The sequence below is a fragment of the Pseudoalteromonas sp. MSK9-3 genome, assembly GCF_003590335.1.
In the GTDB taxonomy this organism is placed as follows: Bacteria; Pseudomonadota; Gammaproteobacteria; order Enterobacterales; family Alteromonadaceae; genus Pseudoalteromonas.
In genome coordinates this window covers 84,614-100,244 of the sequence record NZ_MIET01000023.1, presented here as the reverse complement: position 1 = coordinate 100,244, position 15,631 = coordinate 84,614, and the positions used below count along the sequence as shown (strand labels likewise).

The 15,631-nt window shown below is 42.4% G+C and carries 10 protein-coding genes and 1 other RNA gene; 4 read left to right on the top strand and 7 right to left on the bottom strand.

Annotated features, from left to right (window positions below; translation table 11 throughout):
• Window positions 1–9 precede the first annotated feature (9 nt).
• A complete protein-coding gene (gene mraZ, locus BGP78_RS08355) occupies window positions 10–468 on the bottom strand; it encodes a division/cell wall cluster transcriptional repressor MraZ (protein ID WP_119860971.1) in 459 nt (152 codons plus the stop codon).
• Window positions 469–949: 481 nt separating this feature from the next.
• On the opposite strand from mraZ, the gene BGP78_RS08350 reads away from it, so the two are divergent.
• Window positions 950–3,913, top strand: a complete 2,964-nt coding sequence (locus BGP78_RS08350) for an EAL domain-containing protein (protein WP_259386241.1) — start codon at window positions 950–952, stop codon at window positions 3,911–3,913.
• Window positions 3,914–3,949: 36 nt separating this feature from the next.
• On the opposite strand, the gene BGP78_RS08345 is transcribed toward BGP78_RS08350, so the two are convergent.
• From BGP78_RS08345 to BGP78_RS08335, 3 genes are all read right to left on the bottom strand, one after another.
• Complete coding sequence (locus BGP78_RS08345) at window positions 3,950–5,632, bottom strand: alkaline phosphatase (protein ID WP_119860969.1); 1,683 nt, start codon at window positions 5,630–5,632, stop codon at window positions 3,950–3,952.
• A 117-nt stretch (window positions 5,633–5,749) separates the two neighbouring features.
• Window positions 5,750–6,931: a sodium:proton antiporter gene (locus BGP78_RS08340; protein ID WP_119860968.1), complete on the bottom strand. Its 1,182-nt coding sequence runs from the start codon at window positions 6,929–6,931 to the stop codon at window positions 5,750–5,752.
• Window positions 6,932–7,045: 114 nt separating this feature from the next.
• A complete protein-coding gene (locus BGP78_RS08335; protein ID WP_119860967.1) occupies window positions 7,046–8,437 on the bottom strand; it encodes a DEAD/DEAH box helicase in 1,392 nt (463 codons plus the stop codon).
• A gap of 321 nt (window positions 8,438–8,758) precedes the next feature.
• On the opposite strand from BGP78_RS08335, the gene BGP78_RS08330 reads away from it, so the two are divergent.
• Window positions 8,759–11,305 carry an Ig-like domain-containing protein gene (locus tag BGP78_RS08330; RefSeq protein ID WP_119860966.1) on the top strand — a complete coding sequence of 849 codons (2,547 nt, stop codon included), beginning with the start codon at window positions 8,759–8,761 and terminating at the stop codon, window positions 11,303–11,305.
• An 83-nt stretch (window positions 11,306–11,388) separates the two neighbouring features.
• Here BGP78_RS08330 and BGP78_RS08325 read toward each other — a convergent pair whose 3' ends face one another.
• Entirely contained in the window at window positions 11,389–11,844 is a 456-nt protein-coding gene (locus BGP78_RS08325; protein ID WP_119860965.1) for a hypothetical protein, read from the bottom strand.
• A 303-nt stretch (window positions 11,845–12,147) separates the two neighbouring features.
• On the opposite strand from BGP78_RS08325, the gene BGP78_RS22545 reads away from it, so the two are divergent.
• Entirely contained in the window at window positions 12,148–12,327 is a 180-nt protein-coding gene (locus BGP78_RS22545; protein WP_147386071.1) for a hypothetical protein, read from the top strand.
• Window positions 12,328–12,399: 72 nt separating this feature from the next.
• On the opposite strand, the gene rnpB is transcribed toward BGP78_RS22545, so the two are convergent.
• Both rnpB and rsmI read right to left on the bottom strand, forming a co-directional pair.
• An RNA gene (gene rnpB / locus BGP78_RS08320) (RNase P RNA component class A) lies at window positions 12,400–12,764 on the bottom strand.
• A 40-nt stretch (window positions 12,765–12,804) separates the two neighbouring features.
• A complete protein-coding gene (gene rsmI / locus BGP78_RS08315; protein WP_119860964.1) occupies window positions 12,805–13,665 on the bottom strand; it encodes a 16S rRNA (cytidine(1402)-2'-O)-methyltransferase in 861 nt (286 codons plus the stop codon).
• A gap of 63 nt (window positions 13,666–13,728) precedes the next feature.
• On the opposite strand from rsmI, the gene BGP78_RS08310 reads away from it, so the two are divergent.
• Window positions 13,729–15,630 carry a penicillin-binding protein activator gene (locus BGP78_RS08310; RefSeq protein WP_119860963.1) on the top strand — a complete coding sequence of 634 codons (1,902 nt, stop codon included), beginning with the start codon at window positions 13,729–13,731 and terminating at the stop codon, window positions 15,628–15,630.
• Window position 15,631: the final 1 nt, after the last annotated feature.

Sequence of the window (15,631 nt, the reverse complement as noted above, 5' to 3'; positions counted from 1 at the left end):
TTTCAGTTTTTACAGCGAAAAATTATCAAGTTCAGGACCAGACTCAAACTCTCCACTGCGCTCTAATTCAGTATCAAGCTGCATCTGTTGATGCCATCGTTGTTCATCCCAAATCTCAAACTTATTTAGTAGACCTACCAGCATTATTTTTTTACTCAACCCTGCGTGAGTACGCAGTGCCGGCGCCAGTAAGATACGACCATTTTTGTCTAATTGATATTCAGTAGCGTGGCCCAATAACATACGCTGTAAGCGCCTTGCTCTTGGGTTCATATTGGAGAGTTTTTGTAAACGGGCTTCAATTTCATACCATTCACTCATTGGATAAAGCCACAAGCAAGGCTCATTAATGGCAATAGTGCAAATAAGTGAACCTTGTTCTTCAGACAGGAGTGGCTGACGGTATTTAGTTGGTACCGCAAAACGCCCCTTTTCATCCAGACTCAGTGAACTCGCACCTTTAAACATTTTCGCCTCTATCCACGAACCTCTATTGTGCTCTAAGATCCAATATGATCCACTAAAAACCACTTTTTACCACGATAGTACAGTTTAGGGCTTGACAGCTGTTTTTGTCAAGTGAAAGGCACCCTGATAAGCCCCTAAAAACCCAGAAAAAATGCGGCTTTGATGAAAGCCTATGAATTCGGTGGGGAAAAGTGGAATTGCTGTATATTTATTAAGAGATCACAGAAAAATTACAAATTAACACGAGACAACAAATAATAAATTATGCGTTTGTGGAGATAGGAATAAGCCATAACTCCGCACTGAATTAACATATTTAGTGATTATTTAGCAGTATTTGTTTGCTCACCTGCCGTAGGTTTTTGTATTATGTTGCACCATAGTCAAGACACGCGCAGGTGTGATTATTACTAATTTATCAATACCGTACCGGTTTTACCGATTATTAATCATAATATGTGTGCCCGGGCTATTAGTAATTTTGGCGCAATTGCTGGATGAACACTCAGAAATATTGCAACAAAGTGAATTTAAAGCACTACTGCTCGCTGAACAAATCGCAACGGTACAACAAAGTGATATTAATGAGACTAAAGAGCTTCTGACTCTTTTAGCACATCACCCTGAGCTTAAAACAATCAGCCTAGGTGAATGCCCTGCTATTCTAATCTACGCACAAGCCCTTGCACCAAGAATTGCGAATATTGGTATAGCTTCCCCAAATGGTCATGTTCTGTGCACTGTTTTAAATTCAGCTAAACCCATTGATATAAGCGACCGACTTTACTTCCAAGACGCGAATCGCACTAAAAAATTCAGCGTTGGTCAATTTCAACATGATCGCTCAATTAATAAAGCAACCGTTAACTTTGCTATTCCTGTATTAAACGATGATAAACAAGTACTGCATACCCTTGTTGTCGCTCAGTCTCTTACTAAATGGAGCTATGCACTTGCGAAACTCCCTTTGCCCGCAGGGAGCAAAGTCATGATCAGTGATAAACAGCACAATATTATCGCGCAATACCCCTTTAAACCTGAGCAACTCGGCCAACCTCTTAACCTCTCATGGCCAAGTTCATCACACAAAGCAGAAGTTGCCGAAGATCGATTTGGTCAGAATAGGATATATCTGCAGCTTCCCCTTGAGCCAAATAAACCACGTACCAGCTTACAGATTCATTTTTCATTGCCATTTGAACAGGCCATTAACGCGGCAAATCAAAAAGTGGCAACCACCCTTTCTTTATTTATTTTGGCGATTGTGATCATAATCTGGCAAGCAAGATGGCAACTTAATCGCGTTTTACTCAAGCCGCTTAAGTCGTTGCAAAATGCTATGTCACAATTTACCAATTCAGAGCCAGTAAATTGGGGAAAGGAGCAATCAAGTCCTGAATTTTTAGCTATCACGCAACAATTTGAATTTATGGCGAATACGCGGCTGAATGCTGAGCAAGCACTCACACATAAACATGCTGAACTCATCGCACTCCTTACAGCTTTACCCGACAGTTATTTGCGCATCAATCAATCAGGCGAGATATTAATGAGTCATGGCCCTTATTTTCAGGGGGCCAAAGCCATTCAAGATATTTTCCCAACCCATGTTTTTAAGCGTGTTCTCGCACAACTAGCGCTCTTAGAAGAGCAACCATACAGCCAGCTCGAATTCTCTCAGCTTGCTGATGACAACACCCAACATGTGTATGAATGTCGGATAAACCATATATCAGAGCATCAACAAGCCATCTTAATCATTCGAGATATTAGCCAACGTAAACAACATGAAGAAGCCATTAGCCTCGCTGCCCTCGTATACAAAAATAGCAGTGAAGGCATGGTTATTACCGACTCCAATGGCTTTATTCTTGATACTAACCCAGCATTTAGTGAGGTAACGGGGTTTAAACGCGAAGAAGTCATTGGTAAAACAACCAGTATATTAAGTTCAGGAAAGCACAATAAGCAGTTTTACTCGCAAATGTGGCAGCAACTTTCTGAACAAGGCAGATGGCAAGGCGAGATCATAAACCGCCGTAAAAATGGCGAGCTATATACCGAGTGGCTGACCATTAATAGTGTTTACAATGCACATAATGAAGCCTATCGTCGTGTCGCTATATTTACAGACATTACCGATCGTAAACGTAAAGACGAATTGATTTGGCATCAAGCACATTTTGACCAGCTTACAGAGCTTGCTAATCGCATTGAGTTAAAGCGACACTTAAAATGCCAATTAGAAGATGATCAAGCTAACGTCGGGATCTTATTGCTAGATCTTGATCACTTCAAAGATATCAACGATACACTCGGTCATTATTACGGAGATCAACTACTAACAGAGGTCGCAAGCCGCTTAATATCACTGCAATCTGAGTGTAGTTTGATATCCCGAATTGGTGGCGATGAGTTTGTGTTAGTCACCACGTACAATGACTGCGAGCAGCTCAGTAAGACCGCGGAAAAAGTCCTACAGTTACTGAAACCCAGCATTTCACTAGGGCAAGAACAGTGTCATATAAGTGCCAGTATTGGTATTGCACATGCGCCGCGTGATGGGGATACCAGTGAACTTTTACTAAAAGCCGCTGACCAAGCGATGTATCAAGCTAAACAGCATGGTCGAAATGGCTTTGCATTTTTTAGTGCTCATATGCGTGAACAAGCAGAACATCGTATGGCATTACTTAAAGACTTACGCGTCGCTTTAACTCAGCAGCAGTTTATTTTGTATTATCAACCAATCGTTGCCATGAAAGATCAGTCAATTGTTAAAGCTGAGGCCCTGATCCGGTGGCGTCACCCAGAAAAGGGGATTGTCAGTCCCGCTCTATTTATTCCTTTGGCAGAAGAAACCCAGCTCATACATGGGATCGGTGAATTTATATTTTCAACTGCCTGCGATACCCTATGCGCACTCAATCAATTGGGTCATCACTTGCAATTGAGTATTAATGTATCGCCCGTGCAATTTACAGCGAAACACAGTGCACTCAACGACTGGCATCAACAGCTAACAAATAAAGGTTTAACAACAGAACAATTTGTCATTGAAATAACCGAAGGTTTAATGATGAATGCGCTTCCACGCACTCAACAGCGTTTAACCACACTCACCAAACAAGGTTTTGCGCTTGCGCTCGATGATTTTGGGACTGGGTACTCTTCCCTCGCCTATCTAAAACAAATGGATACAGATTTCATTAAAATAGATAAACGCTTTGTGGATGGTATTGCTCATACCGCTGATGATTTAGCTTTATGCGAAGCCATGATAATGATGGCACATCAACTGGGTTTGAAAGTAATTGCTGAAGGAATAGAAACAGCCACGCAGCATCAATTGTTGCTGCAAGCTGGCTGTGATTTTGGACAAGGATTTTATTACGCAAAACCCATGCCCAAAGATGAACTAGTAAATTTGCTTAATACTGCCTAAGTAAGTATAGCCTCTATTACTCACTCAATAGTAAGCCTATTCGGCAAACCCGAATGCAGTCATCATTTTCTGAGAAATCTCAACATGATGCTGCATAGTAGAAAACTGTTTAGTGACACCTTCAGGCCCAACAGCATAGACTGGAACTGGCGCAGCCGTATGCGTGCCTGTACCCCATACTACATTTTGATCTGCCGCTAAAGCTCGTCCTACCTTTGCCGCATGATCTTCATCCGCATAGACATAAAACTCTTTAAAATCAGCAAACCTAGGTACTATATCCGCACTTTGGTATTTATGGTCAGCAACAAAGTAATCATTCACTTCCCGCTCACCAATCTCAGCAGCTTGATCGATGTTAATTTTGTACTGGCTATATTGGTTTACAGCATTCATCCAATCTTCAGGTGTCGTTGCCGCAAAATCCCAATCTGCATTTGCAGCATTCATCATGTCAAAAAATGTACCGGTCTGGTTATAAAGCTTGTCTAAATGAGATAATGCCCCGAAATTGAAATTTGGTTTATAATCTGCCCCCTGCATACCATCTCCTGACAAAGTTTGTGCTTCTGGAAGGTTTTTACGAGAATAACTAAACCCGAAGCTACCCGTTTCATGATCAGCAGTTACCACTACGAGCGTATCATTACGGTCTTTAACCCAATCATGTACTGCAGCCACCGCTTCATCAAACTTTAATAGCTCATTCAACATCCAGCCAGCATCATTAGCATGACCAGCCCAATCAATTTGGCCACCTTCGATCATCAAGAAAAAGCCATCTTCATCTTTTGATAAAATATCGAGTGCTTTAACCGTCATTTCTTTTAAAGAAGGCTGAGTACAGCTATTGCTTGCCTGACATGCTTTGTACGCGATGCCATCATCCATACCTGAATTAGCAAATAACCCAAGTAACTTGTCAGTGTCGCTTGCTAATAACTGTTCCTTATCAAAAGCCAGTGCATAACCGTATTGCTCTTTTGCCTCTAAAACGATATTTCTATCGTCACTTCGTTTTGACTTTTTATATACACTAGCAGGCATACCTAGATCAGTCAGTACCTTTTGATCGGCTTCATCTGTTTTTATATCTGATGGAATAAATACCCGTGCTCCACCCGATAATAAAACATCTACCATACCAGTATTCACTAACTGCTCTGCAATCTCAGGTTCCATAGAACGGTGTGGTTGGTGAGCAGCAAATGCAGCCGGTGTTGCATGTGTGATACGCGTATCAGAAACAAGCCCTGTGGCTTTTCCTGCTTTTTTTGCTTTTTCTAAAATGGTTTCTACAATATTACCTTGCTCATCAAGACCAATCATTTCAGAGCCTGCAGCCAGACCTGTTGCTAACTGGGTTGCTGAACACGCAGAATCTGTTACCAACATGCCATTTGCCCCATGTGGCGCGTTAAGCGAAAGGCCCATATGTCCAGCATCAGCAAGTTTTGACAAAGCGGTTTTATTGCCTCGTGTATTATATGTCGAGTTTGGTGCTCTTCGCGCATACTCTTCTAATAAGCCAACTTGCTGGGCACCCATGCCGTCACCAATCATTAAAATAACATTTTTTACCGAAGTCACTGGTGTTGGTGCAACTTCCTTAATGACCTCCTTTTCCACTTCTTTGATCACTTCGACCGTTTGTGTGTCGTCGTTGCAAGCACTCAACAAGACTGCTGATACTGCTAATGTTATTAATTTCTTTTTCATGGGATTCCCGTAACGTATGAGCTAATTAACTGTGTAATTAAAAATTAGAGGCTCATTTTAGGGACGAATAATGTCTTTTTTATTTCAATAAAATGACGTTTTGAGTACTCACTCTAATCACTTAAAGCTCAAAGAAATCGGGCGAGTCGACACGCCATGCATAAATATACTCAGCAACACAGTGTAAACCGCGGCCTCAATAATGAGGCTAACGTCACTGTCCATAGTTGGCATTAACATCAATATAAACACCACAGATGCAAGCCCCTTTGGCCCAAACCATGCTAAAGTCATACGCTCGTGTAATCGTGTGTCACTGCGCATCAAGCACAGTATAATCGGTAAAGTTCTAATCACAATAATGGCAAAGACAGCAAATATAAGTGCATCAATATTCATCCCTTGTGATAATAAGTTTAACGACATCATCCCAAATAATGTCCAAATAAGTAAGGTTGCAAAGTCAGCGATATGCTCACTATCTTTAAGTAAAGTATCTTTAATTGGGTCATCATAGAATCTATCAAACAACAAACCACACACAAATGCAGCGATAAAACCGCTTCCATGCAGAGCTTGTGTGAGTGAAAAAACCAAGGTAGCCACACTAATAAATAGAAAGGGACTCGTTGTTGTCGCAAATAAATGGTGCGTTTTAGCTTTTCTCATTAGCATAATGCTTATCCAAGTCACCACAATAGCAATAACGCACGCAATGCTTAATTCTCGAAAGAACAACCACGATAACGTCGACAGCGTCGCATTCTCACCATGAACTACAACAGGTAATAAAAACAAAAAAATTGGCACGCATAAGCCATCGTTCAAACCACTTTCAACATTAATGGCTTCTCGTAATCGAACAGGGACCCGCGGTTCGCTTAAAAAGCCTTTGCACAATGCCGCATCTGTGGGAGAAATGATCACCGCTAATAAGGTTGCACCTATCCAACTTAATGGTAATAGCCAATATGCAAATATGGCCCCGAATAAAATGGTTAATGGTAACCCAACTAGGAGAAGCCTTAAGGATAATTGATAAGAGTCATACAATACGCGAAGCCGTGTTCTGGCCGCATCGCTAAATAGCACCACAGCCAAAATGACTTCAACTACAGGTAACATGATATCGCTATCTAGTTCCATCACCACACCTTCTTTGCCTGCAAAGAAGCTAATGACAGCCCCTAACGTAACAAACAAAATAGGCGCCGTAATTTCAGCTTTTACAAGCTGGCGGACACTAATAGAGTATATAAACAGAACGAGGCCTGCACTGGCCAAGATGTAATAAATCATCATAATCCTTATCAAGCAGTCTGTTACTACTATTAATGAATTATGATGATAATCAAGTTAAATCACATATCTTTACTAGGATGTGATTTAAGACTGAAGGTTTACCTTTGAATACTACTGTGCTTTTGGCTTAGGCGCTGAAAAGCGACGGCGCTTAGGCTTGGCATTGGTCGGATTATCAATGGCAGCTTTAACCTGAGATTTCCCCTGATTGCCACCATTTCCTCGAGGTTTATGTTTCCCTTGACCTGGCTTCGCTTTTTTAGGCCCATTTGAGCCTTGATTTTGTTCACCTTGCGGCTTTGCACTTTTTGGTTTTTTCGCTTTCTTTGGCTTTACCGGTCGAGTATCTAATGCCACTTCAGGCACTGGATGTTGAGGTACAAATCCTTCTTCGTGTGCTCGTGGGATCAAAGCACCAATAAAACGCTCAATGCCATATAAATCTGCGGCATCATCCACGGTCACGAATGACACGGCTTGACCATCACTTCCAGCACGCCCAGTACGGCCAATGCGGTGTACATAATCTTCATAAATATTAGGCAAATCGTAGTTAACAACATACGGTAACTCAGCGATATCTAGTCCTCGCGCTACGATATCGGTGGCCACCAATACGTTTACGTCGCCGGTTTTAAAGCCATTCAAAGCTTTTACTCGCGCTGATTGTGACTTATTACCATGAATTGCTGCACCAGTAATTTTATCTCTTTCTAACTGTGTCACTAAACGGTTTGCACCATGTTTAGTGCGACAAAACACCAATACTTGCTGCCATTTTTTAGTGCGAATTAGATGACTCAACAACTTGGTTTTTTGTGGTTTATCGACAGCATAAGCAAACTGAGTAACGGTTTTTGATGCTGCATTTTTAGGCGTAACCGAAATCTCTATTGGAGACACAATAAGCCCTTTCGCTAAATCTCGAATTGGGTCTGAAAATGTGGCTGAAAACAGCAAGTTTTGACGTTCTTTTGGCAACACTTTAATAATGCGCTTAATGTCATGAATGAACCCCATATCCAACATACGATCGGCTTCATCAAGCACTAAGGTACGAAGTTGATTAAACTTCACGGCGTTTTGGCTATATAAATCAAGCAAGCGACCCGGTGTCGCAATCAAAATATCCACACCTTTGCGTAGCTGGATCATTTGAGGATTAATTTTTACGCCACCATACACCACCGCAGAACGTAGCCGAGTTCCTTGACTGTAGGCCTCAACATTTTCTGCTATTTGTAATGCAAGCTCACGTGTTGGTGCTAAAACGAGGGCCAACGCTTGGTTTGAACGGGGACGATCTTCTTTTAATAATTGCTCAATAAGCGGCAGAGTAAACGCCGCGGTTTTACCGGTACCTGTTTGTGCTGCAGCCATTACATCTTGGCCAGACAACACCGCAGGGATCCCTTTTTCTTGAATAGCCGTCGGTGTGGTGTAACCTTTATCTGTAATACTTTGCACGATTGATGGAGACAAACCCAAATCTGAAAACGTCATTTAAACTCTCATGTGTTGGGGCTTATCTTCAACAAATAGATAGGAAAACCACAGCGGCATAAGCCCTAGCAAATGACATTATGTTAACGACACTTGCTAAGCCGACTGCACTTACACAGGCTGCTAGGTGACACAATGCGCTGGTAAGACAATCAAGTATAACAGATCACCACCTGATCCCCTATTTTATAACCTTCTCGGTAATAAAAGCGCAACATGTACATAAAAATGTTACAAGAATACAATTGATCAACATTTACCTTACATATATGCTGGACTTTGCTTTTGAGCAAAAACAACACAACAGTAAAGGAAAATGACATGACATTAAAATTCACTAAGGGGCTGCATAGTGCAGTACTCGGGCTATGTGCCCTCCCCTTTTATGCACAGGCTTATGATTGCCAAGGCATTGACGCATGGTCAAGTGCTAATACCTATGTAACTGGCAACCTTGTTACACAAAATAATACCGCCTACCAAGCAAAGTGGTGGACGCAAGCACAATCTCCAGCAGATAACTCCACACCATATGCTGTATGGGATGATTTGGGCACCTGTGGTGGCAATCTGGCCCCTACAATTAACCTTATTACACCCGCTGATGGCTCTACTTTACCGACAAATGACAGCGCTGTTTTTAGTGCCCAAGCTAATGATGCAGACGGTAGTATCACTCAGGTCGAGTTTTTTTTAAGTGGTCAATCTGTGGGTATCGATACACAAGCTCCCTATGAAGTAACATGGCAAACCATTTCAGGGCAGTATCAAGTTAATGCAATTGCCACAGATAATAATGGTGCAAACACCACCAGCAATACCGCACAACTAACAGTTACTGATGGCATGCCGAATGTCAACCCAACCATAGAACTCACAGCACCGCTTAATAACAGTCAATATCAAGTGGGCGACCAAGTCAGCATTAGCGCAACCGCCGCCGACGCTGATGGCCAAGTCACCGAGGTCTCATTTTGGCTCAATGATACTTTACTCAGTACTGATACCAGCACACCGTATCAAACACTATGGAGTGCCACCGCTGGTAACCAGCAGATAAAAGCGATTGTTAAAGATGATAAAAATGCCACAGCGAGCGCAATTGCGAATATTGTCGTCTCAGAGCCTAACTCGGGCGGTTGTAAAAACGTTCCAAACTATCAAGCCGGTGGAAACTATAAAACGGGTGATGTTGTTGCTCATAACAATCATAAATATCGTTGTGATATAGGACCTTGGTGTAGCTCTGATGCATTATGGGCTTACGAACCTGGCGTGGGTCAATCATGGACTGATGCGTGGACAGATCAAGGTGTATGTGCCATTAAACCCATCGTGAACTTTACCGCGCCAGCGGCTAATAGCACCTTATTACAAGGCAATAGTTACGATATTGCACTCAATGCCACAGACGCTGACGGACAAATTAGTCAAGTGGACATTTATGCGGGTAACACGTTATTAAGCAGCTTAAACCAAGCGCCTTATCAAGTAAATTGGCTCGCTCAACAGTTAGGACCCATCGAGCTCAGCGCGATTGCCACTGATAACGAAGGAAACCAAAGCAGCAGCACCCAAGTCGTTACTGTTACAGATAAAGCAATTGTGAGCTCCGTAACATCACCAAGCGCAGGTAGCCAAATAACGTTAGGCAGTGCAACACAGCTGACGGCAGACGCATCAGCATTGCTTGGACAAATCACCGAGGTTAGCTTTACTGTTGATGGTGTCTTAGTCGCCACAGATACCAGCGCCCCTTACTCCACACTGTATACACCTGCAAGCTTAGGCACTAAAACCATCTCTGCGATTGCAAAAGACAACTTAGGCAATCAAGCAACCAGTGAAGGCGTTAGCATCAAAGTGATCGATGCCCCCATAGGGAAAACCCATAAACTAATTGGGTATTGGCACAACTTTGTTAATCCAGCCGGTTGCCCATTGCCATTGAATCAAATTTCGCCAGCATGGGATATTATCGATATCGCATTTGCCGATAACGACCGTAATTCAAACGGAACTGTACACTTTAATTTATTCGAAAAAGACATTCGTTCTACTTGTCCAGCAATTGACCCAGTTCAATTCAAACAAGATATGCAAGCCCTTCAAGCGCAAGGAAAGGTTTTTGTTTTAAGTCTTGGCGGTGCTGAGGGAACTATCACACTCAATACCGACTCAGATGAAGCTAATTTTGTCGCAAGCTTAACGGCTATTATTAATGAGTGGGGCTTCGATGGCTTAGACATTGATTTAGAAAGTGGCTCAAACCTTATGCATGGTACGCAAATTCAAGCGCGCTTGCCGCGTGCGATAAAACAAATAGAGCAAAATATCGGAGGCAATATGGTGTTGACGATGGCTCCTGAACACCCTTATGTGCATGGTGGTATGATAGCTTATACCGGTATTTGGGGTGCCTATATCCCGGTTATCGATCAACTGCGTGACACATTAGATCTGCTACATGTTCAGCTATATAATAATGGTGGATTACCCAATCCTTATGAGCCTGGCAGCGCACCAGAAGGATCTGTCAATATGATGGTCGCCCACGCTAAAATGTTGTTAGAAGGCTTTGATTTAGCGAACGGCACACGTTTTGCTCCGTTAAGAGACGACCAAGTCGCGATTGGCTTGCCATCGGGTCCTAAATCTGCGAACTCTGGACAAGCGCCCATCGCTAATATTACAGCGGCATTAGATTGCTTAATTAAAGGCACAAGCTGCTCAACCATTGCGCCAATTAAGACAGCCCCGAATTTCGGTGGGGTGATGACATGGTCAATAAACTGGGATAAATTTGATGGTTACAATTTCTCTAAACCAATTGGTGATAAACTGAATAGCTTAAACCAAGGTAAGTAGAATTCTCCCTCTATATGTATGAAAAAGGCTCCTTCAGTTCTTTGCGGAGCCTTTGCCACATAATACTGACAAGCCTAATATGCTTAGTAAGCAGGCTCACAGATACGAACACGACGAGTTTCAGTCGTCACGGTATGTCTATCAACTGAACCGACAACATTTTTCCCTTCACGCCACCAGTAATTGCACTGCTCGCCATTTACAGGGTAATAGCTTTCCCAAGTGTGTGACATCCAGCGCGTCCCACAGCTTGGCATGCTCCCTTCCTGCGTAAACGTTTTTGTTTTTGTTAAATCTTTTTCTAAAGACACTTTACGCCAGTACTTAGTCGGGCAATTTCTGCTTGGGTTATCATTAAAATGGAAATACGGTAAACCATAGTGCTCAAAAGCCACTTCGTATTCACATTCCACAGTATGTACGTCAACTTGTTGATTTTCATACCAGCAATACTCAGGTACACGCTCTTCAGTAACAGCCAAAGCTGTCGTTGACAATAATGCTGTAGCCAGCCCCATTAGCAATGTATTTTTTAACATGATCATTCCTTTTCTTATTTAAGTTAATTGAACAAAAATAATACTATCGGAACTTTATGTTATTAATATATTATAAATAATACACCAGTATGACTACCTCAAAATACGGTACAGGCACCTTACTTTTACTGACATATCAATCGCACTTTTTATAAGTGGTGCTCAGCTTATCGTGTATTACAAACCTGATGATATTGCAGAACCTTCACTGACAAAATAGAAGGTGGCAATCTCTTCATTAAAAAAATCACAATGTTCAGCATAAATGATCAAAAGACACGTTAATAACACTGGGAAAGGTAGGTGAAAGTCAGCCTGCCACATTCAACACACAGAATGCCCTCTGCGTCTTACTCGTTACACACCCTAGATAAAGGTGATGAAGTACACGATGAAATAGCAAACAACAGATTTAAAGAGGTATTAAATAATGCTCATGGCTCTAGTTTAGCTAAAAAACGGTTCTATTTAACGCAGGAATAGTTAAGGGGTAACACAGATATAATCTTGAGGGGTCAAGCGTAAGCACCTAAATAAAGTAGATGCTTACGCTTGAGTTTGAGTCAGCCTATAAGCCGGGTTCTGTAATAGATAATCATTCGTCTAGGCCTAGGATCGCTCCTAGGCTCAAGCAACCTACCCGGTTCCCACGTGGGCCACGCGTTCTTAGTTAAAAGATGGAACCCTATTTGGTCTTGCTCCGGGTGGAGTTTACCTTGCAACCAACTGTTACCAGTGGCCCGGTGCGCTCTTACCGCACCCTTTCACCCTTACCAACTCGAAAGCTGGCGGTCTTCTCTCTGCTGCACTTGTCGTAGGCTTTCGCCTCCCAGCCGTTAACTGGCACCCTGCCCTATGGAGCCCGGACTTTCCTCCCCCTGATCATTTTCGTCACAGGCAGCGATTATCCGGCTGACTCGCGGCGGATTATACGGTATATCTAGACAAAGCTCACGCTTTTTACTGCTCTTTTTCTGCGATTGCTGCTTTATACAGCGCATTTTTCTTTAAGCCAAAATAGTCAGCAACCACACCACATGCTTTTTTTAATGGCATCTCAGGTTCGAGTAATGACAACATACGTTTTGCATCGGCTGGGATCTCTTCTTGCTGCTTAGGCTTACCAGGTAACATCAATACTAACTCGCCCCGTTGTTTTTCAGGTTCTTCCGTTAAAAATTCAATGAGTGCCGTTACCGTGCCACTGAAAAATGTTTCGTATGTTTTTGTTAACTCTTTCGCAAAAACCACTTGCTGCTCTGCCCCTAACGCCACTTTCAAATCGTCTAGGCTGGCCATAATACGGTGCGTACTTTCATACATAATACTGGTGATATTGCTTTCATATGCGTCAATAAAAAACTGCTGCCTCGCTTGACTTTTTGCGGGTGTAAAGCCCACAAACTGAAAGCGATCAGTAGGCAAACCTGAACAGCTGACAGCCGTGATCGCGGCACACGCACCAGGTACCGGGGTAACATTCGCACCTTGCGCTCGACACAAGTTGACGACTGAGTAACCAGGATCACTGATCAGCGGAGTACCGGCATCAGACACTAGCGCAATATCAAGCCCTTCATTTAACCAATCAACCACTTGCTGTGCCTTTTGCTTTTCATTGTGGTCATGCAGCGCAAATGTTTTCGCTTTAATATTAAAATGACTCAACAATTTACCAGTGTGGCGCGTATCTTCAGCTGCGATTAAGTCCACTTCAGATAATGTTGTGAGCGCGCGTTCGCTAATATCACCGAGGTTACCTATTGGCGTCGCAACCACATATAGGGTGCCTATTTTATCTGTGTTGTGTGCTTTAATCATTGAGCTCTCCAGTTTCAGTCAGTAAGATAACCCTTCAACAACAAAATTAACCAAGGGTCCATAGTGCGACTGAAAGTAATTAGTCTTGTAATTGGTATATTGTCAGGTTTATCAGCCTGTAGCACAACCGAAAAAACGTCAAACACGTCGGTTAGAGAAAATAATAGCCAACAGCAGCCTACCGTTGATGTATTAAACGCGGCAGGGTTGTATAACAAAGCAATGTCAAAACAGAGCATCACTAAGATCCAGTTGTTGTATAGCGCGCGCGAAACCGCCATTGAAGAACAAGATTGGCGTACATTAGAGCTAGCATGTTTAGCTTTAGAGAGTAAAAGCAGCGTTGACCACGTCCAAAATAAGCTCTATATCGCACTCGCACGTAAAGAAATGGCGAACTACACAGCAGCATTAGCTATTCTTCATACCTTATCTGAGCAACTCAAACTCCCTGAACACCAAGCATGGCACCAATATTTAATGGGGAGTATCTATGCATCACAGCAATTGCCAAAAAAAGCCCTTGTGCATTATTTTAAGTCGGCCAACATTGCTTCGCAGCACACTCTCTCATTAGCAGGATTAAACGATGAAATCTGGCTCGCATTGCAACAGTTGTCTTCGTATGCATTAGAGCGCTTTGATACCGGTTCAGTTATTCAGCAAGGCTGGGTTAAACTCGCAAAATATCAGCAAATTTATTTAGGCGCAGGTGTTGAGCTCCATCAAGCGATGAACAATTGGCAACGCCGTTTTGTTAATCACCCTGCGAGCTATATTTTGCCACGAGAAGTCACTGAATCCGTATTACTTGCTCCCTATAAAACCAGCAAGCTCGCCATATTACTCCCCCAATCTGGCACAAGCGAGCGACTTGGCGTTGCATTAAAAAATGGCTTTTTAGCAGCCACCGACAGCATACCGCATACTGAAGTGTTTTTTATTGATGAAACGCTTACACAAGCAGACATTGAACAACAGTTACAAACTCATGAAGTCGACTTTGTAATTGGTCCGCTACTACGGTCTAACATAGAAAAGCTGCAAAGTAGCGATATCATTGCAGCGCTCCCGACTATTTATTTAAATACGCAAAATCATTCAACAAACTCAGTCCCACACCACTATTACTTCTCGCTTAACCCAGAGCATGAAGTTGAACAAGCAATGGTGCACTTTTTAGCTAAAAAATATCAAAAACCCATGTTGCTCGCGCCAGACAGTAACTCTGGTAACCGCCTTGTTGAACACTTTACTTCTCAATGGCACCGATATAGCAGCGCAGAGCCAGAAGTTGGGTTTTATACCGACAGCAAAAATATGGCAAAAATCATAGCGGAATTGTTAGAAGTCGAAGATTCAAAGCAACGTATTAAAACCATTGAAAGCTTATATAGAAAAACCGACATTGAGAGTGAAACACGTTCAAGACAAGATATCGATGTAATCTATATATTAGGTAATTCAGCTGAAACGCGCTTGTTAAAACCTTACCTTGATGTGAATGTGAGTACGTTTGCCCCTAAGATCCCTCTTTATGCCAGCTCTCGAAGTTATAGCAGGCGTATCGATATCACAGATAAAAACGATTTAGATGGGCTGTTCTTTACTGAGCAACCTTGGATGCTACCAAATGCAGTGGATAACAAAAATTTACGAGAAAAATATCAGCAGATGTTTCCAGAACAAGCAGATATTGAACAACGCTTATTTGCCATGGCATTTGATGCCGTTACGCTTATCAGCGAAATAAAACAGCTAGCAAAAATCCCCGGAAAAGAACTGGTTGGTTTAACAGGTAACCTTAGTATAAAAGGGAAGAATGTCATCCACCGAAGGCTGAAATGGGCACAATACAGTAAACAACAGATCCGCCTTGTGCAACTTAATGAACAAGCACCATTACCACTGTTTATGCAAAACTCGATGGAACTGGGGGAAGTACACAGTAATAGAAGCAACTAAA